This is a genomic window from Hydrogenophaga sp. NFH-34 (assembly GCF_021401345.1).
Taxonomy (GTDB): domain Bacteria; phylum Pseudomonadota; class Gammaproteobacteria; order Burkholderiales; family Burkholderiaceae_C; genus Hydrogenophaga; species Hydrogenophaga electricum.
Genome location: NZ_JACBGE010000001.1, coordinates 372667 through 398198, shown reverse-complemented (window position 1 = coordinate 398198; position 25532 = coordinate 372667). Strand labels below are relative to the sequence as shown.

Sequence of the window (25532 nt, the reverse complement as noted above, 5' to 3'; positions counted from 1 at the left end):
CGTGATCACGTATGTCCCCACCCTGACGCTGGCGCTGCGCGACGCGGTCTTTGCCAAGCCCGCGGCGCTCGCCCCCATCGGGCCCGCTCCCGTCATCGGCCCTCAGTGAGAAAGCCCCATGCCCCTGAACTTCATCGCCAATGAGGCCGTGTGCTCCAGCTCCGGCCAGACGCTGCCCGTCATCGACCCGGCCGACGGCCAACCCTACGACACCATCGAGCGCAGCAACGCCACCGACGTGGACGCGGCGGTGCGCGCCGCGCGCGACTGCCTGGACCGCAGCTGGGGCCGCCTGAGCGCGGCCGAACGAGGGCGCCTGCTCATGAAGCTCAGCGCCAAGGTGGCCGAACACGCCGACGAGCTGGCGGCCATCGAGCAGCGCGACTGCGGCAAACCCGTCCGGCAGGCCCGGGCCGACGCGCTCGCGCTGGTGCGCTACTTCGAGTTCTACGCCGGCGCGGGCGACAAGCTGCACGGCGACACCATCCCCTACCTCGACGGCTACAGCGTGCTGACCTGGCGCGAACCGCACGGCGTCACCGGCCACGTGATCCCGTGGAACTACCCGATGCAGATCTTCGGCCGCAGCGTCGGCGGTGCGCTGGCCGCCGGCAACGTGTGCGTGGTCAAACCGTCGGAAGACGCCTGCCTGTCGCTGATCCGCGTGGCCGAGCTGGCGGCCGAAGTCGGCTTTCCGGCCGGCGCCATCAACATCGTCACCGGCTACGGCCACGAGGTGGGCGACGCGCTGGCGCGCCACCCGGGCATCGACCACATCAGCTTCACCGGCAGCCCGCGCGTGGGCACGCTGATCCAGCAGGTGGCCGCCGAGCGCCACTGCCCCGTCACGCTGGAGCTGGGCGGCAAGGGCCCACAAATCGTCTTTGAAGATGCCGACGTGGACGCGGCCCTGCCCTTCCTCATCAACGCCATCGTGCAGAACAGCGGTCAGACCTGCAGCGCCGGCTCGCGCCTGCTGGTGCAGCGCTGCGTGTACGAGCGCGTGCTCGAACGCGTCGGCCACGCCTTCACCACACTGCGCGCCGGCCCGCCATCGATGGACCTGGACCTGGGCCCGCTGATCCGCCACACCCAGCTCGAACGGGTGCGCAGCTTCCTGGCGCAGGCACAGGCCGACGGCATTCCCACCGTGGCCCAGGGCCGGATCGTCGACGAGGCCGATGCCACGGGCTACTACGCTGCCCCCACGCTGCTGCGCGACGTGCCGCCCACCCACCGACTGGCGCAGGAAGAGGTGTTCGGCCCGGTGCTGGCCGCCATGTCTTTCGACGACGAAGACCACGCCGTGGCGCTGGCCAACAGCACCGCGTTCGGTCTGGTAGCGGGCGTGTGGACGCGCGACGGCGCGCGCCAGTTCCGCATGGCCAGGCGGATCAAGGCCGGCCAGGTCTTCATCAACAACTACGGTGCCGGCGGCGGCGTCGAGTTGCCCTTCGGCGGCGTCAAGTCCAGCGGCTACGGCCGCGAAAAAGGTTTCGAGGCCCTGCTGGGCTTCACCACTTTGAAAACCGTGGCCATCCGCCACGGCTGAACCGACAACGGAGACCACCCATGCGTTTGAAAGACAAGTCCATCATCGTCACCGGGGCCGGCGGCGGCATCGGTGAAGGCATTGCCAAGCGGCTGGCCGCGGAAGGCGCGGCCGTCATCGTCAACGACGTCAACTTGGCCGGTGGCGAGCGGGTCGTCGCCGACATCCTCGCGGCCGGCGGCCAGGCCAGCTTCGTCGCGGCCGACGTCACCCAGTCGGCCGACGTGAAGGCCCTGGTGACCACCACCGTGCAACGCCACGGCAAGCTCGACGTGTTCGTCAACAACGCAGGCTGGACACACAAGAACCAGCCCGCGCTGGACGTGCCCGAAGACGAGTTCGACCGCTGCTACGCGGTCAACGTCAAGAGCATCTACCTGTCCACCGTGCACGCGGTGCCCGAGTTCCGGCGCAACGGTGGTGGTGCCTTCATCAACATCGCGTCCACCGCCGGCGTGCGCCCGCGCCCGGGCCTGACCTGGTACAACGGCTCCAAAGGTGCGGTCATCACGACCAGCAAGTCGCTCGCGGCCGAGCTGGGCCCGGACAACATCCGCGTCAACTGCATCAACCCGGTGATGAACCCCTTCACCGGCCTGGGCGCCTCGTTCGCGGGCGGCGAGCTCACCGAAGAGCGCCTGACCAAGTTCCGCAGCACCATCCCGCTGGGCCGCTTTTCCACCCCGGACGATGTGGGCAACGCGGTGCTCTACCTGGCCAGCGACGAAGCCGCTTTCATCTCGGGGGTTTGCCTGGAGGTCGACGGCGCCCGCTGCGTCTGAGGGAGAATCGGGGGATGTCCGAACGCGTGATCCCCCTGGCCGTCGAAGGCATGGCGACCCTGCCCATGCGCGTGCCGCCGCAGCCTGTGGCGGTCACCGGCCAGTTGGACGACACCCTGGGCCGGCCGCTGCGGGATCTGCGCATCAGCGTCACCGACCGCTGCAACTTCCGCTGCAACTACTGCATGCCCAAGGATGTCTTCGACAAGGACTACCCCTACCTGCCGCACAGTGCGCTGCTCAGCTTTGAAGAGATCACCCGCGTGGCGCGGCTGTTCGTCGCGCACGGTGTGCACAAGATCCGCCTGACCGGCGGCGAGCCCCTGCTGCGCAAGAACATCGAAACCCTGGTGGCCATGCTGGCCGCCCTGCGCACGCCCGACGGCCAGCCGCTGGACCTGACACTGACCACCAACGGCTCGCTGCTCGCGCGCAAGGCCCAGGCCCTCAAGGCGGCCGGCCTGCAGCGCGTGACCGTGAGCCTGGACGGGCTCGACGACGCGGTGTTCCGGCGCATGAACGATGTCGATTTTCCGGTGGCCGACGTGCTGCGCGGGATCGAGGCCGCACAAGCCGCCGGGCTCGGCCCGATCAAGGTCAACATGGTCGTCAAGCGCGGCACCAACGAGGACCAGATCCTGCCCATGGTCCGCCACTTCCGGGGCACGGGCATCGTGCTGCGCTTCATCGAATACATGGACGTGGGCGCCACCAACGGCTGGCGGCTCGACGAGGTGCTGCCCAGCGCGCAGGTGCTGGAGCACATCCGTCGCGACATGCCGCTGGTGCCCCTGCAACCCGGCACCCCGGGCGAAACCGCCGAACGCTGGGGCCACGCCGGCCCGGACGGCCGGCACGATCCGCAGGCCGGCGAGATCGGTCTGATCAGCAGCGTCACCCAGGCCTTCTGCGGCGACTGCAACCGCGCCCGCCTGTCCATGGAAGGGCGCCTGTACCTGTGCCTGTTCGCCTCGCAGGGCCACGACCTGCGTGCCCTGCTGCGCAGGGGCGCCAGCGACGCCGAGCTGGCCAGTGCCATCGGCGCCACCTGGCAGGCCCGCAGCGACCGCTATTCGGCCCTGCGCGCGGCCCTCCCGCCCGAGGCGGCGGGCGCGGGGCGCCGCATCGAAATGAGCTACATCGGCGGCTGAAGGGCGCCGCGCTTCGCAGGTGACCGATTCACCGATCGCACCGGGCGCCATCACCGGCCTCGTCCTGGCCGGTGGCCAGGGCCTGCGCATGGGCGGCGCCGACAAGGGCCTGCAACGCTTCCGGTCGCAGCCGCTGGCCTTGCACGCCCTGCAACGCCTGCAGGCCCAACAAGGCGGCCTGATCGGGCCCGTGGCGCTGAACGCCAACCGGCACCTGCCGGACTACGCGGCCTGGGGACACCCGGTCTGGCCCGACGCTTTGCCCGAAGGCGTGCCGGCGCATCCCGGCCCGCTGGCCGGCTTCCTGGCCGGCCTGGCGCACTGCACCACGCCCTGGCTGCTGGTCGTGCCCTGCGACGTGCCGGCGTTTCCGCTGAACCTGGCCATGCGGCTGGCGGCCCTGGCCCACGCCCCCATGCCCGCCGCGATCACGCTGCGTGCCGCTGCCGACGACCCGGCCGCCCCGCCCCGCCTGCAACCCACCTTCGGCCTGCTGCACGCGGCCGACCCCGGGCTGCGCGACAATCTGAGCCGTTTCCTGCAGGCGGGCGGGCGCAAAGTCGGCCTCTGGCTGGCGGGCCTGGACACCCGCACGCAGGTCTTTGGCCCCGGCGACACCCCACCGCAAGCCTTCACCAACCTCAACACCCTGGCCGAGCTGCAGGCCCTGGAACACACGCGCCATCCATGACCCCGACCGACCGGCCGCTGCAAGCCCTGCTGGCCGCCCACCTCGCCGATCTGCCCGTGCCCGCCGTGCGCGAAGCGCTGCTGCAATGCGTGCAACCGCTGACCGAGCGCGAGCAGGTGCGCCTGGTGCAGGCACTCGGGCGTGTGCTGGCCGAGGACGTGGTGTCCCCGGTCGACGTGCCACCGCACGACAACGCGGCCATGGACGGCTATGCGTTCGCTGGCGCCGCCCTGCGGCCCGGCGAAGCCCTGCGCCTGCGGGTGGTGCCGCACACGGTGCTGGCCGGCGGCCCCGCCGCCGCGCGCCTGGGCGCGGGCGAATGCGTGCGCATCATGACCGGCGCGGTGATGCCCGAAGGGGCCGACACCGTCGTGCCCCATGAACGGGTGCAGATCGAAGGCAACACCCTGCACCTGCCGGCCGACACCGTGGCACCGGGCAGCCACCGCCGCTGCCGCGGGGAAGACCTGCGCGCCGGCCACAGCGCCCTGCCCGCGGGCCTGACGATCGGGCCCGCCGCGCTGGGCCTGCTGGCCAGCCTGGGCCTGAACCGCGTGCCGGTGGTACGCCGGCTGCGGGTGGCCTGCCTGTCCACCGGCAACGAACTGCTGGAGCCCGGCGCGCCCGCGCACCCGGGCACCATCTACGACAGCAACCGCCACACCCTGCGGGCGCTGCTCACCCGCCTGGGTGCGGAGGTGATCGACCTCGGCGTCGTGCCCGACGAGCCGGCCGCCATCGAAGCCGCCTTCCGCCGCGCCGCCAACGAGGCCGACGCAATCCTCACCAGCGGCGGTGTCGGTGCCGGCGATGCCGACCACACGCGGCAACTGATGCAGCGCCTGGGCCAGGTCGCCTTCTGCCACCTGGCCATGCGGCCCGGCCGGCCGTTCGCCGCCGGCGTACTGCCCGCCGGAGACACCGCCACCGCGCGCACCCCGACCTGTCTGTTCGGCCTGCCGGGCAACCCGGTGGCGGCCATGGTGAGTTTTCTGATGATCGTGCGCCCGGCGCTGCAGCGCCTCATGGGCGCAACGCCCCAGGTGCCACTGCCGGTGCCGGCACACTGCACCGCCGCGCTGAAAAAGCGGCCTGGCCGCACCGAGTACCTGCGCGCGCTGGTCCAGCGCCAGACCGACGGCCGCCTGACCGCCACCCCGGCCGAGCACCAGGGATCGGGGGTGCTGCGCTCCATGCTCGAAGCCAACGCGCTGATCGTGCTGGCCCATGACCAGGGCCCCGTGGCCGCCGGCGACAGCGTCGACGTGCTGCTGTTCGACGGCCTGCTCTGACGTGCCCGGCCCGCGCCGGGCCTCAGGAAGACGGCAGCTCGGTCACCCCGACCTCGATCCCGCCGGTGAACGAACTGAACAGGTTGAAGACCAGGCAGCCGATGAACACAGTCAGGTAGGTCATCACGAAATAGAACAGCGGCGCCAGCCACACAAACCAGTGCAGGTGCTGCGCTTCCCACGGGGCCGAACTGCCCAGGAAGAGCCAGAACGGCCACACGAAGATGGCGACGCCCACGGTGGACAGCACGGCGAACACCTTGGCGTTCTGGTGGGGCGAAAAGCGCCGGATGCGGATGGTGATCATGGTCGTGGCGCCTCCTCTGCCGCCAGCAAACAGCACACCCTCCGGATTCTGCCCTGAAGCCACCGGCTGTGGCGAGCCCGCGGCGCCCGTGGCACCGGCGTCAGATCATTTGGCCACCAGCACGTCGTGCCCGCTGGCACTGGCGGCCGGCGCGTCGGGCAGGACCCGCGAGGTGTGCCGGTCGCGCGCCAGCAGCATGTACATGGTGGGCACCACGAACACCGTCAGCAGCGTGCCCAGCGACATGCCCCCCACGATCACCCAGCCGATCTGCTGGCGGCTTTCCGCGCCGGCGCCACTGGCCAGCGCGAGCGGGATCGCCCCCAGCACCATGGCCCCGGTGGTCATCAGGATCGGGCGCAGGCGCAGGGCCGCCGCCTCCTGCACCGCCGCCAGCTTGGAGCGCCCCTGCTCACGAAGTTGGTTGGAAAACTCCACGATCAGGATGCCGTGTTTGGTGATCAGGCCCACCAGGGTGATGAGCCCGATCTGGCTGAACACGTTGAGCGTCCCCCCCGCGAACTTGAGCGCCAGCAGCGCCCCCAGCATGGACAGCGGCACGCTGAGCATGATGATGAAAGGGTCGACAAAACTCTCGAACTGCGCGGCCAGCACCAGGTAGATGAAAAGCAGCGAGAGCGCGAACACCAGCGCCAGCGAGCCCGACGAGTTGCGGAACTCGCGGCTCTGGCCATTGACGTCGGTGGTGTAGCCGGGCGGGAGCACGTCGCGCGCGATGCCGTCCATGATGTTGAGCGCGTCGCCCAGCGCCAGCTCGGGCCCGAGGTTGGCGGTGATGGACGCACTGCGACGCTGGCCGAAGTGGTTGAGTTCGCGCGGCACCACCACCTCGCTGACCTTCACCAGCGAGGCCAGCGGAATCATGGCGTCGTTGCGGCCGCGCACGAACAGGCGGTCGATGTCTTCCGGCGCGCTGCGCTGCAGGCTGTCGGTCTGCACCACCACGTCGTACTGCTCGCCGCCCTGCTTGTAGCGGGTGACGGTGCGCCCGCCCAGCAGGGTTTCCACGGTGCGGGCGATGGCGTCCACGCTCACGCCCATGTCGGCCGCGCGCTCGCGGTCCACGTCCATGCGGATCTCGGGCTTGTTCAGCCGCAGGTCGGTGTCCACCTGCACGAAGCCCGGGTGCTTGGCCATTTCGTCCTGGAAGCGGCGCACCACGCGCGAAAGGTTGTCGTAGCTGTCGGAGGTGACGATCACGTAGTTGATGGGGCGCTCGCGGAAGCCCTGCCCGAGCGACGGTGGCGTGATCGGAAAGGCGCTGATGCCCGGCAGCGCCGCCATGCGCGGCGCGATCTCGCGCGCGATCTCCTGCATGGAGCGGTCGCGCTCCTCCCAGGGCTTGGCACGCAGGAAGACCGAGCCCTGGGCCACGGTCGGGTTGCCGATGTTGGCAAAGATGCGGTCGAACTCGGGATAGTCCTGACCGATGCGTTCGATCGCTTCGGCATAGCGCCGCGTGTAGGCCAGGGTGGCGCCATCGGGGCCGTTGATGTTGGCCAGGATCACGCCGCGGTCCTCGATGGGCGCCAGCTCCTGGCGCGTGTGCTGCAACAGCCACCAGCTGCCCACCGCACTCGCCACCATCACGCCCACCACCAGCCAGCGCACCTTCAGGCTGGCGGCCAGCGCGGCGCTGTATACATTGGTGATGGCCACCAGCACCCGCTCCATGCCGCGGTCGAAAGCGTTCGGCTTCGGGTTGTGGCGCAGCAGTTTGGAACACAGCATGGGCGAGAGCGTCAGCGCCACGAAGCCCGACACCACCACCGCGCCGGCCAGGGCCAGCGCAAATTCGGCGAACAGCCGCCCGGTGCGCCCCGGCGTGAACGCCAGCGGCGCGTACACCGCGGCCAGCGTCAGGGTCATCGCGATCACGGCAAAGCCGATTTCGCGACCGCCCTGGATGGCGGCTTCAAAGGGCTTCATGCCTTCTTCGATGTGGCGGTAGATGTTCTCCAGCACCACGATGGCGTCGTCCACCACCAGCCCGATGGCGAGCACCAGGGCCAGCAGCGTGAGCGTGTTGATGGAAAAGCCGAACAGCGCCATCAGCGCGAAGGCGCCGATCAGGCTGATGGGGATGGTCACCAGCGGAATGATGGAGGCGCGCAGCGTGCGCAGGAACACGAAGATCACCAGGGCCACCAGCACCACCGCCTCGGCGATGGTGGTGTAGACCGCCTTGATCGAACGGTCGATGAAGACCGAGTTGTCGTTGGCGATGTCCACGCCGATGCCCGGCGGCAGGTCGGCCTTGACCTTCTCCAGCAGGGTGCGCACGCCCGCCGACAGCTCCAGCGGGTTGGCCGTGGCCTGGCGGATCACGCCCAGCGACACCGAATCGCGCCCATTGAGGCGGACCGAACTGCGCTCGTCCTGTGGCCCTTGCTCCACCCGGGCCACATCGCCGAGCCGCACCGGCAAGCCGTTGACGGTGCGGATGGTCATGTCGCGGAACTGCTCGGGCGTGCGCAGGTCGGTCGCGGCGGTCACGTTGAATTCGCGCTGGCTGCTCTCGATGCGCCCGGCCGGCACTTCAAGGTTGGAGCGGCGCAGCGCGTCCTCCACGTCCTGCACCGTAAGCGCGTAGGCGGCCAGCCGGTCCGGATCGATCCACACGCGCATCGAATACTTGCGCTCGCCATACACCCGCACTTCGGCCGCGCCGGGCGCGGTCTGCAGCACCGGTTTGGCAATGCGGTTGGCCAGGTCGGACAGCTGCAAGGCGCTGTGGGTGTCGGAGGTCAGCGCGAGCCAGATCACCGGAAAGGCGTCGGCCTCGACCTTGGCGATCACCGGCTCGTCAATGCCCTGCGGCAGGCGCTGGCGCACCCGGCTGACCTTGTCGCGCACATCGGCCGCGGCCGAATCGGGGTCGCGCGAGAGCGCAAAACGCACCGTGATCTGGCTGCGTTCCTGGCGGCTGATCGAGGTGATGAGGTCCACCCCTTCGATGCCGGCGATGGAATCCTCCAGCGGTTTGGTGACCTGCGACTCCACCACCTCGCTGGAGGCGCCGCTGAAGGTGGTGCTGACGGTGACGGTGGGTTCGTCGATCTTCGGGTACTCGCGCACGGTGAGCCCCTGGAAGGCCACCAGGCCCACCAGCAGGATCAGCATCGACAGCACGCTGGCGAACACCGGGCGACGGATCGACAGTTCGGGCAACTGCATGGGGCGGTCTCCTGGACGGGTCGTTCGGTATCAGCCCGCAGCCGGGGCCTTGGCCCCTTGCGGAGCAGCGGGTTTGGCGGCATCGGTACCCTGGCCAGCGGGCGCTCCGCCCGGGCGGTTCATGTCCACCACCCGCACGGCGGTGCCGTCGCGCTGCAGGCGCTGCTGCCCGGCCACGACCACGGTGTCGCCTTCTCCCAGGCCCCGCGTGATTTCCACCTGCGCGCCGCGCCGCACGCCGATCAGCACCTCCGCACGCTGGGACACCAGCTTGCTCGCATCGCCCTCGCCCTCCCGGACCAGCTTGATCACGTACTGCTTGCCGCCCTGCGGCACGATGGCCTCTTCGGGCACCACCAGCGCCGCCTCGTTGACCGAAAACACCGTCGTCACGCGCGCAAACATACCGGGGCGCAGTTCGCCGCCGGGGGCCGGTGGCATGGTGGCGCGCACCAGCAGCGACCGGCCATTGGCATCGAGCAGCGGGTCCACCGCCTGCACGCGCGCGTCGAAGGCGCGCCCCGGCAAGGCGTCCACCTGCACCTGCACCGCCTGGCCGGGCGCGATGCGGGTCTGGTAGCGCTCGGGCAGGCGGAAGTCCACCGTGAGCTGCGAGGTGTCCTCGATGTTCACCAGGTCGGCCCCATCCTTGACGTACTCGCCCAGGTTGATGTTGCGCAGCCCCACCGTGCCATCGAAGGGCGCGGCGATGCGCATGCGCGCCAGGCGGGCCTGGGCCAGGGCCACCTGCGCTTGCGCCACCTGCAGCGCGGCGCGGCTTTCGTCCAGCACGCGCTGGGCCACGAAGGCCTGAGCCACCAGTTCCTCGTTGCGCTTGAGGTTGGCCTGGGCAATCGACAGCTGCGCCTGGGCCTGGGTCAGCTCGGCCCGCTGAAGCACGTCGTCGAGCTGCACCAGCGTCTGGCCCTTGCGCACGCGCGCGCCTTCGGTGAAGGCGATGGCGGCAATGCGCCCGGCGACCTCGGGCCGCAGCGTGACGCTCTGGCGCGATCGCAGCGTGCCCACCGACTGCGCGTCGTCACGCAGACTGACCGTCTGCACCCGGGCCACCTCGACGCCGGGCAACCCGCCACCGCCTGCGGCCGGTCCCGCCGCCGCAGGCGCACCAACCGCGCCCTTGCGGGCATCCGCGGGCTGCTGCTGGAACCACCAGGCAGCGGCGGAAGCGATAGCGATGCCGCCGACGGCGACCCAGGTGTAGGTGGTTTTTCTGGCCATGGTGTGGGGAAATGGCGGTGGGAAAGTGGCGAGCACGGCCCATTCGGCCGCGGCAGCAACGGTGCAATGTATCAGCGCTGATACAGATTCGGCATGACAAGTTCAATGCCCCGCCACCGCGCTGCCCCACTGGCCTCCCAACGGTTCCCCTCCACGGCGGCACTGGTGGCGCGAAAGCCGCTACGCCGGCACGCCGCGGTTGGCCAGCGCGTCGGCCCGCTCGTTGCCGGGATCACCGGCGTGGCCCTTGACCCAGTGCCATTCAATGTGGTGCACGCCGTCGTGCACCAGGGCGTCCAGGCGCTGCCAGAGATCGGCGTTCTTCACCGGCTTCTTGTCGGCCGTGAGCCAGCCTTTTTTCTTCCAGCCGTGAATCCACTCGGTGATGCCCTTGCGCACGTATTGGCTGTCGAGGTAGAGCGCCACCTGGCACGGCCGCTTGAGCGCCGAGAGGCCTTCAATCACCGCCATCAGCTCCATGCGGTTGTTGGTCGTCACCCGCTCCCCCCCCCACAGCTCCTTTTCATGCGCGCCGGCCTTCAGGTAGACCCCCCAGCCGCCGGGGCCGGGGTTGCCCTTGCAGGCGCCATCGGTGTACATCACCACGTGATTCAGACTCAAAAAACACTCCAGAAAAAATCAGACCGTGTCGCGATTGGCCACGGACACGGGCGCCGCCGCCGGCACCCGGCGGGGTTTCCAGGCCGGGCCCAGCAGGCGCATGCCGCGCACGCGCTTGACCGCGACCACACAATAGAACGCGCCGAAGATCGGCCACCAGCGCCCGCCCGCGCCGTCCATCCAGGCCCAGCGCTGCAACCACTTGTCGGTGCGCACACCGGGACGGTAGCCGCCAAAACGCTCGTGCTCAACCTCGAAGCCCATCAGCCGCAACCAGTCGCGCAAACGCCAGGGGCCGATGAAATCCCCCGTCTCCGGCAGGTAGGGATGGCCCAGGCCGAAGGCGGAAATCCCGAGGCCGCGCGCCCAGCGGGCCCGCGCCTGCCGCATGCCCCAGAGGCTGGCCGGGTTGAGCCCGCACACCACCACACGGCCTTCGGGGCGCAGCACGCGCTCGACTTCGCGCAGCACCTGGTGCGGATCGGCGCTGAGCTCCAGCGTGTGCGGCAGCGCCACGAGGTCGAGACTGGCCTCCGGAAACGGCAGTGCGGCAGCGTCGGTCACCAGCGCCACCTGAGGCAGGGCGCCATCGGGATCGGCCACGCCGCCCCAGGCCACGCCGGCGTGGCCGCTGTCTGCGCCATCCACGCGCCGTCCGCCCTCCTGGGTCTGCAAACCGCCGGGAGGCGGGGTCGGCGTCAGCGCCTCTTCGGGCAAGGCCCGCCAGCGGTGCGGCATGCGATTGGCCGCCAGCGCGTCGAGCTGGGGCAGGCCCAGCTGCAAGGCATTGAAACCAAAAATGTCGGCCACCGCCCGGTCAAACTGCGCCTGCTCCCAGGCCAGCAGATAGCGCCCGGGAGGGGTCTGGAACCAGAGGGGCAAACTTATAATCGCAGGCGGCATGAATCGTGTTCGGGTTCGTCGCCCGCCGGCGGCCTTCGGGCCGGCCCAGTCAGGCTGCTGCGAACTCTACACGCACCCCGGTGCCTTCGCCCATCCCGGCCTTTTGCCCCCAGACGCCCGCCGACGCATGACGCTCTTTCCCCTGCCAGCCCTCTCGGACAACTACATCTGGATCCTGCACGACGGGCAGCGTGCCCTGGTGGTGGACCCGGGTGAATCCGAAGGCGTGCTGGCCTGGCTGGCGCAGCGCTCGCTTCAGCTCGACACCATCCTGATCACCCACCACCACGGCGACCACGTTGGCGGCGTGGCGGCCCTGCGCGAACGCACGGGTGCGCGCGTGCTCGGCCCCGCGCTCGAAGCACTGCCCGAACCGGTGGAACGTGTGCAGGGCGGCCAGACGGTGGCGGTGCTGGGGATTCCCTTTCAGGTCATCGACGTGCCTGGCCACACAGCCGGCCACATCGCCTGGTACGCCGACGCGGTGGATGGCGCCCCGCTGCTGTTCTGTGGCGACACCCTGTTTTCAGCCGGCTGCGGCCGCCTTTTTGAAGGCACACCGGCCCAGATGCTCGACTCGCTGGAGCGGCTGGCCGCGCTGCCCGGTGCCACGCGGGTGTGCTGTACGCACGAATACACGCTGTCTAACCTGCGTTTCGCGCTGGCGGTGGAACCTGGCAACGCAGCGCTGATCCATCATGCGGACCAATGCCAGGCCCTGCGCGAGCGGCTTGAACCCACGCTGCCCAGCACCCTGGCCACCGAAACCGCCATCAACCCCTTCCTGCGCTCGCGGCTGCCCGCCGTGCGCCAGGCGGTGATGGCCCACGCCCCCGACACCCCCGACGACGCGGTCGGCTGCTTTGCCGCCCTGCGTGAATGGAAAAACGATTTCCGCTGAGCCATGTCCACTGACCACCTCTCCCGCCTGACGCGCCGCTTCGCCGGCCTGCTGGCCACGCTGGCCCTGCTCGCCGGCTGCGCCTCGTCCCCGACCCCGCCGCGCGGCGGCGCCTGGGGACAGGCCAGCACTCCCGCCCCCGCCCCTCAGCCCGATGCTGCCCCCGCCTACACGCCGTCGAACGTGACGCTGGGCCCCATCGTGGCCGCCCGGGCCACCGAGCTGCCGGCCGTGGCCACGCTGACCGCACCAGTCGACCTCTGGGACCGCATCCGCCGCGGCTTTTCCATGCCCGACCTCGACACCGAACTGGTGCGCGACCGCGAGCAGTGGTACGCGACGCGGCCCGACTACATCCAGCGCATGACCGAGCGCTCCAGCCGCTACCTGTTCCACATCGTCGAGGAGCTCGAACGCCGCGGCATGCCGTCCGAGCTGGCCCTGTTGCCCTTCATCGAAAGCGCCTTCAACCCGCAAGCGGTTTCCAGTGCGCGGGCCGCTGGCATGTGGCAGTTCATGCCGGCCACGGGCCAGTCGTTCGACCTCAAGCAGAACATGTTCCGCGACGACCGGCGCGACGTGCTGGCCTCCACGCGCGCCGCGCTGGACTACCTCCAGCAGCTCCACGACCGCTTCGGCGACTGGCACCTCGCGCTGGCGGCCTACAACTGGGGCCAGGGCAACGTCAACCGGGCCATCACCCGCAACCAGAACGCCGGCATGGCCACGGGCTACAACGACCTGAACATGCCCACGGAGACACGCTACTACGTGCCCAAGCTGCAGGCGGTCAAGAACATCGTGGCGCGGCCCCAGGCCTTCGGCGCCACCCTGCCCGACATCGGCAACCACCCGTTCTTCGAAACCGTCACGCTCGAGCGCGACATGGACGTGGCGCTGATCGCGCGCCTGGCCGATGTCAGCGAGCGCGACTTCCGCGCGCTCAACCCTTCGCTCAAACAGCCGCTGGTCATGGCCGCCGGCACGCCCAACATCCTGCTGCCCTGGGACAACGCCACCACGTTCCTGCGCAACCTGCAGACCCATCAGGGCCCGCTGGCCAGCTGGACCGCGTGGGTGGTGCCCAGCACCATGACCGTGGCCCAGGCCGCCAGCCGCGTGGGCATGAGCGAGAGCGAGCTGCGCAGCGTCAACAACATCCCGCCGCGCATGAAGCTGCGCGCCGGCTCCAGCCTGCTGGTGCCGCGCAGCGAGCGCCGCGATGCCGACGTGCCGGTGCACGTGGCCGACAACGGCCACCTCAGCCTGGCCCCGGAGGTGATCCTGCGCAAGACCACGGTGCGGGCCCGCAAGGGCGACAACCTGGCCAAACTGGCCGGGCGCTATGGTGTCAGCGCGGTCAGTGTGGCCGACTGGAACAAGCTTTCCGTCAATGCCAAGCTCAAGACCGGCCAGCGCCTGACACTCATGCTGCCGCGCCAGGTCAGCGTGGCCTCTTCGTCCAAGTCGAAAACCAAGGCGTCCACCAAGGCCCGCGCCCAGGCCGCGGCCAAACCGCCGGCCAAGCGCAGCACCGCGGCCACCCGCAAGAACACCAAGCTGGCCCAAGGCAAAACCGCCCCGCGCAACTGAGCTGGCACACAGCCCGCGGCTCAAGCCCGAAACCGCGCCTTGGCCTTGCGGGCCAGGGTGTTCGTGAAGCTGCGCTCCAGTTCGGCAGACGACGGCATGGGTGTGCCGTCCAGCTGTGTCAGCGCGCGGGCCACGGTGAGCGGCCCTCCTTCCGGCATCAACCCGTCGGGCACCCAGGCTTCCTGGCCACGGCTGAGCGCGGCCAGATACACCGCGCGGTCGCCCTGGAAATAGGCTTCGGGAACCGCCTTGATCAGGTCTGAAGGCCCGGCCGTCTGCAACCACTTCAGGGCCCGCACCAGGGCGTGCGTCAGCGACTGGGCCACACCGGCATGCGTCGCCAGAAAATCCCCGGATGCCGCGAGGCAGACCGATGGCAGCGGCCCGCCGAAGGCGTCCTGACAACCCCGCACCGTGCGCGTATCGGCCACCACGCGCAGGTCACCGCCCTGCTCCAGCAGCGTGATGGTCGGGTCGGTGTAGCAGACGGCGTCCACATGCCCGGCACGCAGCGCCGTGAGCGCACCGCCATTGGCCGAAAGCACGTCGTACTGCACCTCGTTCGCGGCAATGCCCGCCCGCGACAGCAACAGGCGGGTAAGCCGATGGCTGGGTGAGCCCAGGCCCGTCACGCCGACCCGTTTGCCGCGCAGATCCCGGAAACTGCGGTAGTGCGTCATCCCCCGCGCCACGCCCAGCACCAACTGCGGCGCGCGGCTGAGCACCACAAAAGCCGAGAGTGCACTGGCCCGGCCGGCGGTCTGCAGCACAGCGTCGTACGCGCCGACCAGCACATCACTGGCACCGGCCTGCACGGCCTGCAGCGCGGCAGAGGGCGTGCCCCAATCGCGGATGTGCACCTCCAGCCCTTCTTCAGCGAAATACCCGAGGCGATCGGCCAGGGTCAGGGGCAGATAAGCGAAGTTTTCGCGCCGGTCAATGGCGAGCAAGGCGCGTGGTGCCTGCGCTGGTACGGCCGGGTCCGATGGCGTTTGGGGCTGCGGCCAGCCTGGTCCCGCCAGACTGCTCCAACCTGCCAAGGCGCCCCAGCGAATGCCATGGCGCATCCAGTCCCGCCGATGCCACATGTCCTGTCCCTGCCCGATACCGGTGCGTGATGAACATTCAGCATAGGCAAAGGCCGCTCAGCCGGCATCGGGACGAGTCCCGAGCGGGTTTCCACCGACAGTCGGGCGCTGTTTTGCAAGCAGGTGTAAAGGTGGTGGGCAGCGGTAGCGCCGCGCAGGACTGCAGCCTGCTTTCAGCGGCGGTCGACCAGCGCGTGGGCAATGGTGCCCAGGTCCACGTATTCGAGTTCGCTGCCCACGGGCACGCCCCGCGCCAGCCGGGTGACCTGCACGCCGCGCGTCTTCAGGCCCTGGGCGATCACATGGGCGGTGGTCTCGCCTTCGGCGGTGAAGTTGGTGGCGAGGATCACCTCGCGGATAACGGCATCGGGCGCGTCAATGCGGTCGAACAGCTTCTGCAACCCGATTTCGCGCGGACCCACGCCATCGAGCGGGCTGAGCTTGCCCATGAGCACGAAGTACAGGCCCTTGTAGGCCCCCGTGCGCTCCATGGCCGCCTGATCGGCCGGGGTTTCCACCACACACAGCAGCGAGGCGTCGCGCCGCGGGTCCTGGCAGGTGGCGCATATCTCGCCTTCGGTGAAGGTGTGGCACAGCGCGCAATGGCGCACCTGCTCGGTGGCGTGCTGCAGCGCACGCGCCAGGCGCTGAGCGCCTTCGTGGTCGTGCTGCAGCAGATGGAAGGCCATGCGCTGCGCCGACTTCACGCCCACACCGGGCAGGCAGCGCAGCGCCTGCACGAGCTGATCGAGCGAATGGTTGTCGGCCATGGCGGGCGGCGGCCCCCGCTGCGCCGCGCGGAGCGGCGAGCAGGTGCCTGTGCGATCAGAACGGGAACTTCATGCCACCGGGCAGGCCTGGCATGCCGGCGGTGAGCTTGCCCATCTTTTCCTGCGAAGTCTCTTCGGCTTTGCGCACGGCGGCGTTGAAGGCAGCGGCCACCAGGTCTTCGAGCATGTCCTTGTCGTCGGCCAGCAGGCTCGGATCGATGGTGACGCGCTTGACGTCGTGCTTGCAGGTCATGAGCACCTTGACCAGACCGGCCCCAGACTCGCCGGTCACCTCGATATGGCCCAATTCCTCCTGCGCCTTCTTGAGGTTGTCCTGCATGGCCTGGGCCTGCTTCATCAGGCCGGCGAGTTGTCCTTTGTTGAACATGGTGTTCCTTGTCGGTTCGGTAAAAAATTCAAAAGCGCGCAGATCGGCGATCCGGCAGCGGGCCCGGCTACACCGGGTCGGCCCCCGCCGGGGACAACGACCCGCGCAGCGGCGGGGAGAGTGGGTCCACGGGCTTGAGCGTGCCGGGCACGATTTTGCCGCCAAAGTCGCGCATCATTTGCTGCACGAAGGGGTCGTCGAGCATCACGCGCTCGGCCTCGCGCTGGCGGCGCACCGCTTCGGCCGCCAGGCGCAGCGACGGCGAGTCGTTGACGGGGGCGATCTCCACCACCAGGCGCACTTCGTGCCCCAGTGTGCGCAGCGCATTGGTCAGCCGTTCGCGCGTGCTGCCCTGGTTGAGCGACTCCCGCTCGATGCGCAACATCCACTGGTCGCTGTCGCGCGCCACCAGTTGCGACTGCAGGCCCAGCTCGCGCACCAGCGCGGTGATGGCTTCGGCCTTGATGAGTTGCTGCACCGTGGCGAACCAGAAGTCACCCTCGGGCGTGGGCTGCAGTTCGACCGCCGGGGTGCGCGGCTCGCCCGGATCGCGCCGCTGCTCCAGCCGCGACGAGGGCGGCCCCGGGTCGCGCACCGGAATGGCCACCACGCCACGCGGGCGCTCGGCGGGCGCAGGCGGCGGCGGTGCCATGGCTTCATCGGCCCAGGGTGGCAGGTCGTCGGGCTCGTCATCGTCGATGACCGGCATGTCCGGCACCGGCAGGCGCGCCGGGCGGTGCTCCGCCACGGCGGGAGCCGGTGCCTGGTGCACGCTCGCCGCCGGTGGCTCCTGCCCCGTGGCGAATGGGCGCGCGGGTTCGGGGACCGGCTGTGCTGGCGCCGTCGGCCTCGGCGCGGCAGCCGCAAACGGTGCGTCGACCGAGGGCTCCGGAGGCATTGCTGCCGGTCTGGCGGGCGCGGGAACAGAGTTCGCAGTGGCCGGCACCGGCTTGCCTGAGACAGGCGCTGCAGGGGCTGTCGGCGCAGCCGCCGCCGCAACGGCGGGGAGCGCCGCCGGGCCCGGCGATGCGGAAACCAGGGCAGCCGGCGCCTCAGGCGCCGTTTTCAGTGTTTTTTTTTCCGCCGTGCCGCTGGGCTTGAACGCCAGCAAGCGCAGCAACACCATGGTCAGCGCCGCGTATTCGTCGGGTGCCAGGCCCAGTTCGCCGCGCCCATGCAGGCACAGGCTGTAGAGCAATTGCGTCTCGTCGGCCGGCAGGGCCTGCGCGAGCCGGGCAATCTCGGCGTCGTCGGGGTCTTCCACCCCGCCGGCTGCGGTGGCCGCCCGCGCCGGCACGGCCTGCAGCACGGCCATGCGCTGCAGCACCGCGGTCATTTCTTCCAGTGTGGACGCCGCATTCAGGCCGTTCACGCGCAAGGCATCCACCGTGTCCACCACAGTGGCACCGTCGGTGCGGGCCAGCGCGTCGATCAGGCGCAGCACGTAGCTGCGGTCCACTGCGCCCAGCATCTGGCGCACGGCGGCCTCCTGCAACTGGCCGCCGCCAAAAGCAATGGCCTGGTCGGTCAGGCTCAGCGCATCGCGCATGGAGCCGCGCGCGGCACGCGAAAGCAGGCGCAGCGCCTGTGCGTCGGCCGGCACCTGCTCGGCCTCCAGCACCCGCACCAGGTGCTCGTGCACCGTCTCGGGCGCCATGGGCCGCAGATTGAACTGCAGACAGCGCGACAGCACCGTGACCGGTACCTTCTGAGGATCGGTGGTGGCCAGCACGAACTTGAGGTATTCGGGTGGCTCTTCCAGCGTCTTGAGCATCGCGTTGAACGCGGTGTTCGTGAGCATGTGCACTTCGTCGATCATGAAGACCTTGAAGCGCCCCTGCACCGGTTTGTAGACCGCCTGCTCCAGCAGGGCCTGCACCTCGTCCACACCGCGGTTGGATGCGGCGTCCAGCTCGGTGTAATCGACGAAGCGGCCGGCATCGATGTCGGTACAGGCCTGGCACACGCCACAGGGCTCGGCCGTGATGCCGCCCTGCCCGTCCGCCCCCACGCAGTTGAGCGACTTGGCCAGGATGCGCGAGACCGTGGTCTTGCCCACACCCCGCGTGCCCGTGAACAGGTATGCATGGTGCAAGCGCTGCGTCGTCAGCGCATTGACCAGCGCCTGCACCACATGTTCCTGCCCCACCATTTCGGTGAAGCGGCGCGGGCGGTACTTGCGGGCCAGAACAACATAAGACATGGGCAGGGATTCTAAGCGGCGCCCCATCCAACCCCCGGCAATGCCCCAAGACGGCAAGCCCCCGAACAAGCGACTACAATCGACCCTGACGGGCCTTCCCGCATGGTGAAGCGGCCAACCGGGTCAGGTGGGGAACCAAGCAGCCCTAACTGTGGAGTCAGTGCCGGGGTCAAGGCTCGTCACCTTATTCATTCAGCGCCGCCAGGGCGCTTGCAGACAAAGGCCGCAGCAGCGGCCTTTTTTGTTTTCCGGCAAATCCGACTTGACCGATTTGCCCCCAGACATCAAGGCGGACGATCTCAAATCGGTCCTGCACTCCAGGCGGGCCAATACCGATTCATTCGCTGCCGCACAGGCAACTCAGATCATTGCTGCGTCCATGCTGGTCACGACAGCGCCCCCTCACCCCACCAACCGGGCCCCTTGCTGTTCATGCCACCCCTGCGCCTGCGCAACGGCATCCACTGGCATCGGGTCCTTGTGTCGATCCCACGCCTGCAAGGTCTGCTGGGATTGCGCCTGAGGCGTGTTGGCGGCGGTGGTCGCATCCAGTGTGACTTCGCGCAGCATCACGCCGTTGTATTCACCCGCGCGAATCACTCCGCCGGCTGCGTTGAACAGGTTAATCCGGGCCAATCCAGCCTCCCGCGCACCAGCGGCCACGGCATAGACGGTGTTGGTCATGCCCTGGTCCCATGGCAGGCCATGGCGGTTGGCCACGTCGAACACGGCCTGGGTGCTGTCTGCCACCAGTTGGCGGCTCACCGCGCCCAATGACAGCGGCGCCGGGCTGGGCACCGGCGCCGCGCTGGGTCCATTGCCCATGATCGAGCGTGCACTCCCCTGATCACGCTTCGCCCCTGGCACCTCCAGGCCCCGCTCACGCATCGCGGTCTCGATGGCCGATTGGTGGCCGCCGTCGCGCCAATGTTGGTTGCGCAGGGTTTCGAGGGTGTCGTCGTGCCGGCGCTGTCCGAGCCAGCCCCCCAGCAGAGGCACGTTGACGGACGTCGGGCCGCTGCGCTCCAGATCAGCGATGGCGTGTTGCCCGCGCGACGCTTCGCCCGCATAGGTGCGCCAGGCCTGCTGCAAACCGCGTTCATCCATGCGGCGGTAGTCGACATCAGGCACATATGGCAGGGCCCGGGCCTGGACCTCGTCGTGCACCGCGTCGCTGTAGGCGCCCTTCACTGCCTGATCGGTGGCGATCTTTCCGGTTTCGAACCTCCGGTCGTAGGCCCTCACGACGTCACCCTTTTCAAGGGCTGGAAAGCGGGCAGACAGTTCCTCCCAGGTGGCATCGATCTGGCCCCGGCCGTCGAAATAGGCGTTGTTGCGATCGGCCTCGGCTTTGAAAGCACTGCCCACGGTGCCCAGCTCTCGCTGCAGGCGCTGGCGTTCAGCGGGCGAGTTGGCTTCGGCCAGCTCGGCCAGCTCGGCCTGCAAGCCCTGCAAGCGCCGCAGCAGGCGGCCTTCTTGGGAAAAATGGTCGTAGCTGATTTCACCCACTTCGCGGCCCAGCGCCTTGGCCCACTGCTGCACGCGGGATTCTTCATAGGCGCGTTCCGCGCCGTAGGCCGCCACACCACCGCCCACGATCGCGCCACCGACCGTCCCTGGCCCCGGTGCCACGAGCGAGCCCCCTGCTCCGCCCACCACGGCTGCCGTGCCGGACACCCCGCCTCGCACCGCCATGTCGGTGGCGGCTTCGGCACCCCGGATGTGCAGATCGCGCGTGGAACGGGCGCCGTCCAAGGCATCGCGGAACTCGCCGTAGCCTTCGTAGAGGCCATAAGCGGTGCCGGCCATGCCGAGCCCTTTGAGCACCGTGCCGGCCCGAATCTCGGGGACATCCCCCAGCCTTCCGAGAGGGCGCGGCAGCGCTTTCAACCCCTCATGGATCTCGTGGTGACCATGAGCGATGCGGCTGCGCTGCTCGGGGGTGATACCCGGGTCAGGCCCGTTGCGCATGTCGAAGCCGGTGGTACCGGCGGGCAGCCGCAACGCGGGTCGGTACGGCGTACCCTCGAACAGGCGCCCCGGGTCGACATCGAAGTGCCCCGGCCCTCTGGGCGCGTCGGGCACCTCGCGCCAGCGCATCTCGCGCGTGAGCTCGTACGCGCTGGCCTGCACCGCCTGGTTCACCGCGCTGAGCTTGGCCGATGGCGGCCCGGGAGCCCGGTCGTGGATCTGCTGGTACACCGACAACGGCACACCGTTGATGTGCGTGACGCTGGGGTTCTTGAGCAACTGGGGCAGTTCCACCTGGGCAAACACCTTGCTATCGAGCGCCGCCGGCGTGAGCGTGCGCACATCGCCTTCGGCGGCCATCGCCAGGCGGCGGCTGGCGCGATCCCAGACGCTTTCGACACGGCTGCCGTCGGGGCGGATGCCGTCCAAGAGTTCTTTGTGGAGATGGGGATTCTCCTTGCCAACAGCGCCCAGCAATGCTCTGTCGAATCGGAAGTCGTTCTGCAGAGACCCCAGTGGCGTCTCGCCAATCGTGACCACCCGACCGTTCGATTGGTGGCCGATGCTCTCGGCAATCTCCCAACCACCCTGCACTTGATCGCCCAGCGGGCCGCTGTACAGCAACGTCACGGCATCGGCAGTCTGGCCCGGAACGCGCACCGGCAGCGCGTCGAGCCGCTGCATCAAGTCATGCCGGAATTGCTCGGCACCACCTTTATATGTCGAAACGCCGCCAGCACTCCGGACCGATTTAAGCCAATCGATGACGGCTTGTTGTTCAGGCCTCAGCGAATGATCAGAGGACATGGCGCGAGCTCCGGTATTCGGTCTCCAGGTGCGCCGCGGCCACTTCGATTACCACGCCCCGTACCCAGGGCAATATTGGCCCATCGTTGTAGGCGTAATACGCTTCCTCCGCCAAGCCTACGATTTCGTCCTTGCGACCATATAGCTCCGCCGGCAGGTACAGATGGACGTTGATCAGCTTGTCAATAACGTAGCGCCGACCAGTTCCCGGATCCGTCTCGCCCAGCAATTCAACACCATCATTGAACACAAACCCCACCGGCATTCCATCTACCAACAAGGTCATCCAGCACGTCACCGGAACGCCCTCATCCGACGCCGCCTTGCTGTTCGTTCCGCCACCGATCAGCGCCACCTTGCGCGCATGGTCGATCACCCAGCGGTCGTCCGGCCAACGCCGGAATCCCAGCGGCGTGTACAACCGAGTCGGATCGAAGCTGTCTTTGAAAGACTGCGGAATTTCCTCTTCCACGAAAGCAGTGGGTTGCCGGATGTCGTCGACCAGATAAGCCATGGAGCTCCTCCTGAGTGCTGTCACCGTGTGCGGTAAAGGTCTTTGTCGGGGTTGGACCCATTGTGGCGCTTGGCCTGACGCGGCTGTAGGGCAACGTCAGAGACCACCAGAGCGGGCCGATGCCGTCTACACCGTCGACGGGTACCCCCCGGATGGGCGCTCGAACTGGGACACAGCGCTCCCGAATTCCGCCGGGATACCGCTGAGGCCGGTGTATTCGCGCGGCGGCTGGGGTTCGGCAGCGCGATGGCGCGCTTCCTGGTCTTGCACGGCGACGGCGGCCTGAGTGCCGTCCAAGGCCATCGCGACACGTTCGGCCGCCGAAGTGGAAGCTGCCTGGGCATGCGCGGGCTCGGTGGCCGGTTCACTGGCTGCAGCCAGCCCCCGGCCCGATGCCAGCGCTTCGCGCAGTCGGATCACTTCCGCATGGGCATCGAGGTCCAGGCGTGGCACGTCCACCTTGGGCAACAGGCGCTGCTTGAAAGCCGGGTCCTGGTAGTACCGGATCTTGTCGGTCATGACCGGATTCGCCATGCCCTCCACCAGCAGGATTTCCTTGTCGTCGCCCATGGCCTTGAGCTCCTGCGGCAGCATCAGGGCACGCCGCTCCTCGCTCTCGCTGCGGGTGGTGCTGCTTTCGCGCGAGCGGCTGCGGCTCACGCTGTCCTTGGTGACACTGGTGTAGCCCAGCATTTCGCTGTATTCGTTGGCATCGCGCTGCTCGCGGGGCGCAAAAACGATCTGCAGCGCGTGGTTGGTCACGATGGTGCGGGCCTGCTCTTTGCCGTAGGTGGCCTCCAGTTGCGACAGGCTCTGGATGATAGGCAGCAGGCGCAGGTTGTAGCCGGCCATGAAGCTGACCGCACTGGCGATGATATCCACGCGGCCTATGCTGGTGAACTCGTCCATCAACAGCAGGCACTGGTGCTTGAGCGCGGGATTGGCCTGGGGCAGTTCGCGCGTGTTCTGGTTGATGAGCTGGCTGAAGAACAGGTTGAGGATCAGGCGGCTTTCTGCCAGCTTGTTGGGCTGGATGGCCACGTAGATGCTCATCTTCTTGCGGCGCACGTCGCGCAGATCGAAGTCGTTTGCGCTGGTGGCAGCGTCGACCACGGGGTTGAGCCAGGGGTTCAGCGGCTCCTTGAAGGTCCCCATGATGCTGGCGAAGGTCTCGTTGGCCTGCCCCATCAGGGTGGCGAAGGCGGCCTTGGCGCTTGGGCTCAGCAGGGGCCAGCCGGCCAGGGTACCCAGATAGTCGCGAAGGCTCTGGCCCGTGCCGGCCCCGGAGGCCAGGCGGTACAGCCCCCCGATGGTGGGCGTCTGCGCCACAGCACCCGGGTAGCTCTTGGGCAGATAGGCGGCCTGCTCGAAGGCGTAGAGCGCGAAGGCCACAAAAGCGTTCTGGGCCTGGTTCGCCCAGAACGGGTCTTTCACCTGTTCGGACACCGGATACAGCATGGCCGCGATGCTCTGCACGTCGCTGACCCGGAAGTTGGGATCGCTGGACACGTAGGCCAGCGGGTTCCACCGGTGCGTGCGCAAGTCTTCGGCGAAGGGGTTGAAGAGGTAGACCTCCTGACCATGCCGCGCACGGAATCCGCTGGTCAGGTCAAAGTTCTCCTGCTTGATGTCCAGAACCACCACCGACCCCTGGTAGCTCAGCAGGTTGGGGATCACCACCCCCACCCCTTTGCCCGAACGCGTCGGCGCCGCCAGCAGGGCAAATTGCTGGCCGTTGAAGTAAACGTAGCGGCCGTCCTTGCGGCCGACCACGATGGCGGTGTCCTGCGCGTCGAGCATCTGGCGTTGGCGCAAATCGCTCAGGCTGGCAAAACGTGCGTCGCCATACAGGTTGGCCGGGCGACGCAGCCACAGCGCCAACGCTGCACCAGCGGCCAGCAGCACCGGCAAGCCCATGCCGACCAGCCCGCTGCTGCGGACGACGGCGCCGAACTGCGGGTGCGCGTGGTAGGCCCAGGCGTACTGCAGGTAGCTGAGCAGGCCCACCTGATCGAGTGGCAGATCGATGCGCCAGAACAGCAAAAAACCGCTGAGGTAGGCCCCCAGCAGCAAGGCCACGAGCAATACCGCGATCGCCACAGCCACCTTGAGACCCTTCATCGTTCGCCCTCGCCTGGCGCCTGCAAACGCAGTCGCTGGGTTTCGTATTGCTGCAACTGCTGCCGGGCCATGTCGTACTTGCAGGACTCGATGCCGGAATGGAACCACCGGGCCGGCAAAGCCTGTTCGCGCACGTGGGTGGCACAAAACGCCTCACGGTATTGCAGCCAGGCCGCGTGCGACGCCTGGCTGTGACGCATGAACTGCGTGGCGTGCTGCTTGCCGTTGCTGCGGGTGAGCAGCTGGCCCATGGCATTGCGGTAGCCGCCCCATTGCGCCTGCAGCGACTTGTCCAGCGCCACCCGCGCCTGGCGGCAGCGCGCAAGATCGGGTGTGCCACCCTCACACGGGCCAGCGACCTCCGCGTTCGTCAATGCGCCCGGCGCGGCCACCTGCTGGACCCAGCGCCCGGCCTGGGCCGAAAAACAGAAGCGCTCCTGCTCGGGCTGGCGACCATCCTCGGCATACCGCAGCGCCACGCAACCCGGGCCCGCAGCCTGCAGCTCGCCCCGCTTCGAGACCGGTGCCACCGGCACGAAGCGGCGCTGACGCGGGTCGAACTGGTACAGCGACATCACCGGCAGGCCCGATGCCGCCGAAGTCCCATGCGTCACCACAAAATCCTGCCAACCGTCGCCGTTGAAGTCTTCGAAGCGCAGCCACCCCTTCGCGTCGATCTGCGACCGCGGTACCGTGAAGTGGTGCTCGATCGCCTGCAGCTCTGCCTCGGCCTGCGACACCACGATGAAGCCGGGCCCGAAACGGCCTTCGTCAGCGCCAGCGCCGTCGCCCAGCACAAAGTCGACGCGCAGGCTGGCCCCGCCTTCCCCCAACACCACCGACTGGGTTTCCAGCCCGACCACCGAAGGGTCCTGGCCGCCACGACCGCCCCCACCGAGCGCGCCACACCCTGCCAGCAGCGCCACACACACCCCCGCAGCGAGCAGCCGGCCGGCGCCCGTCTTGTTTGAACCATCCATGAAAGCCTCCCGCCCCACCCTCACACGCACCGCGCGTACACCTGCGTGCGCAGGAATTCCTTGCCGTCCTGCACCTGCTTCATGGAACGGTAGAGCCGCTGGTTGCGCAGCGAGAAACCGTAGATTTGCAGCTCCTTGATGGCCTGGTACGGATAGGCATCGGACAGGCCAGACACCTGCCAGGCATCTTCACCCTGGGCAGCCACCTGCGTGAGGAAAAGCAAGGTTTCCTGCACCCCTTGCTGAGCCTCGGCGATCTGCGTGTCCGCGACCACCAACGTGCCGGGAATCAGCTCGCCGGTCTGGCGCAGGCTGTATTGCAGGCAGTGGTGCCGTCCCAGTTCGGTGTCTTCGAACCAGACACCGCGCAGGGCCTGCGGCGATACCGCAGGCCCTGCGGCGAGAGCAGGCACGGACACGGCGCTGGCCAAGAGCAAGCGGACGGTAATTTTCTGAAATT

Annotated in this window: 21 protein-coding genes and 1 other RNA gene; 8 read left to right on the top strand and 14 right to left on the bottom strand. The window is 68.6% G+C overall.

Annotation, left to right across the window (positions count from 1 at the left end):
• The first annotated feature begins 118 nt into the window (after positions 1 to 118).
• Genes L0977_RS01895 through moeA form a run of 5 tightly spaced genes read left to right on the top strand, consistent with a single transcriptional unit; the run spans position 119 to position 5468 of the window.
• On the top strand, positions 119 to 1552 hold the full coding sequence (locus L0977_RS01895; protein ID WP_234262942.1) for an aldehyde dehydrogenase family protein: 1434 nt from the start codon (positions 119 to 121) through the stop codon (positions 1550 to 1552).
• Positions 1553 to 1572: 20 nt separating this feature from the next.
• Positions 1573 to 2334, top strand: a complete 762-nt coding sequence (locus L0977_RS01890) for an SDR family oxidoreductase (RefSeq protein WP_234262941.1) — start codon at positions 1573 to 1575, stop codon at positions 2332 to 2334.
• Positions 2335 to 2348: 14 nt separating this feature from the next.
• The gene (gene moaA, locus L0977_RS01885; protein ID WP_234262940.1) at positions 2349 to 3485 is read left to right on the top strand and encodes a GTP 3',8-cyclase MoaA; all 1137 of its coding nucleotides are present in this window, start codon (positions 2349 to 2351) and stop codon (positions 3483 to 3485) included.
• A 19-nt stretch (positions 3486 to 3504) separates the two neighbouring features.
• Positions 3505 to 4176: a molybdenum cofactor guanylyltransferase MobA gene (mobA, locus tag L0977_RS01880; protein WP_234262939.1), complete on the top strand. Its 672-nt coding sequence runs from the start codon at positions 3505 to 3507 to the stop codon at positions 4174 to 4176.
• Positions 4173 to 5468, top strand: coding sequence for a molybdopterin molybdotransferase MoeA (gene moeA, locus L0977_RS01875; RefSeq protein ID WP_234262937.1), 1296 nt, complete (start codon positions 4173 to 4175; stop codon positions 5466 to 5468). Before mobA ends, moeA begins: the two co-directional genes overlap by 4 nt.
• A 22-nt stretch (positions 5469 to 5490) precedes the next feature.
• Here the strand turns inward: moeA and L0977_RS01870 are convergent, their stop codons facing one another.
• The 5 genes from L0977_RS01870 to L0977_RS01850 form a co-directional block, all read right to left on the bottom strand.
• Positions 5491 to 5775: a hypothetical protein gene (locus L0977_RS01870; RefSeq protein ID WP_234262936.1), complete on the bottom strand. Its 285-nt coding sequence runs from the start codon at positions 5773 to 5775 to the stop codon at positions 5491 to 5493.
• Between the two features lie 105 nt (positions 5776 to 5880).
• Positions 5881 to 8973, bottom strand: coding sequence for an efflux RND transporter permease subunit (locus tag L0977_RS01865; protein ID WP_234262934.1), 3093 nt, complete (start codon positions 8971 to 8973; stop codon positions 5881 to 5883).
• 30 nt (positions 8974 to 9003) lie between these two features.
• Entirely contained in the window at positions 9004 to 10212 is a 1209-nt protein-coding gene (locus L0977_RS01860; RefSeq protein ID WP_234262933.1) for an efflux RND transporter periplasmic adaptor subunit, read from the bottom strand.
• Between the two features lie 180 nt (positions 10213 to 10392).
• Positions 10393 to 10827, bottom strand: a complete 435-nt coding sequence (gene rnhA, locus L0977_RS01855; protein ID WP_234262958.1) for a ribonuclease HI — start codon at positions 10825 to 10827, stop codon at positions 10393 to 10395.
• Between the two features lie 24 nt (positions 10828 to 10851).
• Positions 10852 to 11736 carry a class I SAM-dependent methyltransferase gene (locus tag L0977_RS01850; RefSeq protein ID WP_370465323.1) on the bottom strand — a complete coding sequence of 295 codons (885 nt, stop codon included), beginning with the start codon at positions 11734 to 11736 and terminating at the stop codon, positions 10852 to 10854.
• A gap of 127 nt (positions 11737 to 11863) precedes the next feature.
• On the opposite strand from L0977_RS01850, the gene gloB reads away from it, so the two are divergent.
• Both gloB and L0977_RS01840 read left to right on the top strand, forming a co-directional pair.
• Positions 11864 to 12637, top strand: a complete 774-nt coding sequence (gloB, locus tag L0977_RS01845; protein ID WP_234262931.1) for a hydroxyacylglutathione hydrolase — start codon at positions 11864 to 11866, stop codon at positions 12635 to 12637.
• A 3-nt stretch (positions 12638 to 12640) separates the two neighbouring features.
• Positions 12641 to 14230, top strand: coding sequence for a transglycosylase SLT domain-containing protein (locus tag L0977_RS01840; RefSeq protein ID WP_234262930.1), 1590 nt, complete (start codon positions 12641 to 12643; stop codon positions 14228 to 14230).
• A gap of 20 nt (positions 14231 to 14250) precedes the next feature.
• On the opposite strand, the gene L0977_RS01835 is transcribed toward L0977_RS01840, so the two are convergent.
• The 4 genes from L0977_RS01835 to dnaX form a co-directional block, all read right to left on the bottom strand.
• On the bottom strand, positions 14251 to 15180 hold the full coding sequence (locus L0977_RS01835; protein ID WP_234262929.1) for an ABC transporter substrate-binding protein: 930 nt from the start codon (positions 15178 to 15180) through the stop codon (positions 14251 to 14253).
• A 311-nt stretch (positions 15181 to 15491) separates the two neighbouring features.
• Positions 15492 to 16088 (bottom strand): recombination mediator RecR, encoded by a 597-nt coding sequence (recR, locus tag L0977_RS01830; protein ID WP_234262927.1) that lies wholly within the window; start codon positions 16086 to 16088, stop codon positions 15492 to 15494.
• Positions 16089 to 16143: 55 nt separating this feature from the next.
• Positions 16144 to 16476 carry a YbaB/EbfC family nucleoid-associated protein gene (locus L0977_RS01825; protein ID WP_234262926.1) on the bottom strand — a complete coding sequence of 111 codons (333 nt, stop codon included), beginning with the start codon at positions 16474 to 16476 and terminating at the stop codon, positions 16144 to 16146.
• A gap of 67 nt (positions 16477 to 16543) precedes the next feature.
• Entirely contained in the window at positions 16544 to 18679 is a 2136-nt protein-coding gene (dnaX, locus tag L0977_RS01820; protein WP_234262925.1) for a DNA polymerase III subunit gamma/tau, read from the bottom strand.
• Positions 18680 to 18766: 87 nt separating this feature from the next.
• Here dnaX and ffs point away from each other — a divergent pair.
• Positions 18767 to 18863: signal recognition particle sRNA small type (gene ffs, locus L0977_RS01815), an RNA gene on the top strand.
• A 218-nt stretch (positions 18864 to 19081) separates the two neighbouring features.
• On the opposite strand, the gene L0977_RS01810 is transcribed toward ffs, so the two are convergent.
• The 5 genes from L0977_RS01810 to L0977_RS01790 form a co-directional block, all read right to left on the bottom strand.
• Complete coding sequence (locus tag L0977_RS01810) at positions 19082 to 21334, bottom strand: hypothetical protein (protein WP_234262924.1); 2253 nt, start codon at positions 21332 to 21334, stop codon at positions 19082 to 19084.
• Positions 21335 to 21446: 112 nt separating this feature from the next.
• On the bottom strand, positions 21447 to 21971 hold the full coding sequence (locus tag L0977_RS01805) for a hypothetical protein (RefSeq protein ID WP_234262923.1): 525 nt from the start codon (positions 21969 to 21971) through the stop codon (positions 21447 to 21449).
• A gap of 126 nt (positions 21972 to 22097) precedes the next feature.
• Positions 22098 to 24092: a type IV secretory system conjugative DNA transfer family protein gene (locus tag L0977_RS01800; protein ID WP_234262921.1), complete on the bottom strand. Its 1995-nt coding sequence runs from the start codon at positions 24090 to 24092 to the stop codon at positions 22098 to 22100.
• Positions 24089 to 25072 (bottom strand): hypothetical protein, encoded by a 984-nt coding sequence (locus tag L0977_RS01795; RefSeq protein ID WP_234262920.1) that lies wholly within the window; start codon positions 25070 to 25072, stop codon positions 24089 to 24091. Before L0977_RS01795 ends, L0977_RS01800 begins: the two co-directional genes overlap by 4 nt.
• A 20-nt stretch (positions 25073 to 25092) precedes the next feature.
• A complete protein-coding gene (locus L0977_RS01790; RefSeq protein WP_234262917.1) occupies positions 25093 to 25491 on the bottom strand; it encodes a hypothetical protein in 399 nt (132 codons plus the stop codon).
• Positions 25492 to 25532 lie beyond the last annotated feature (41 nt).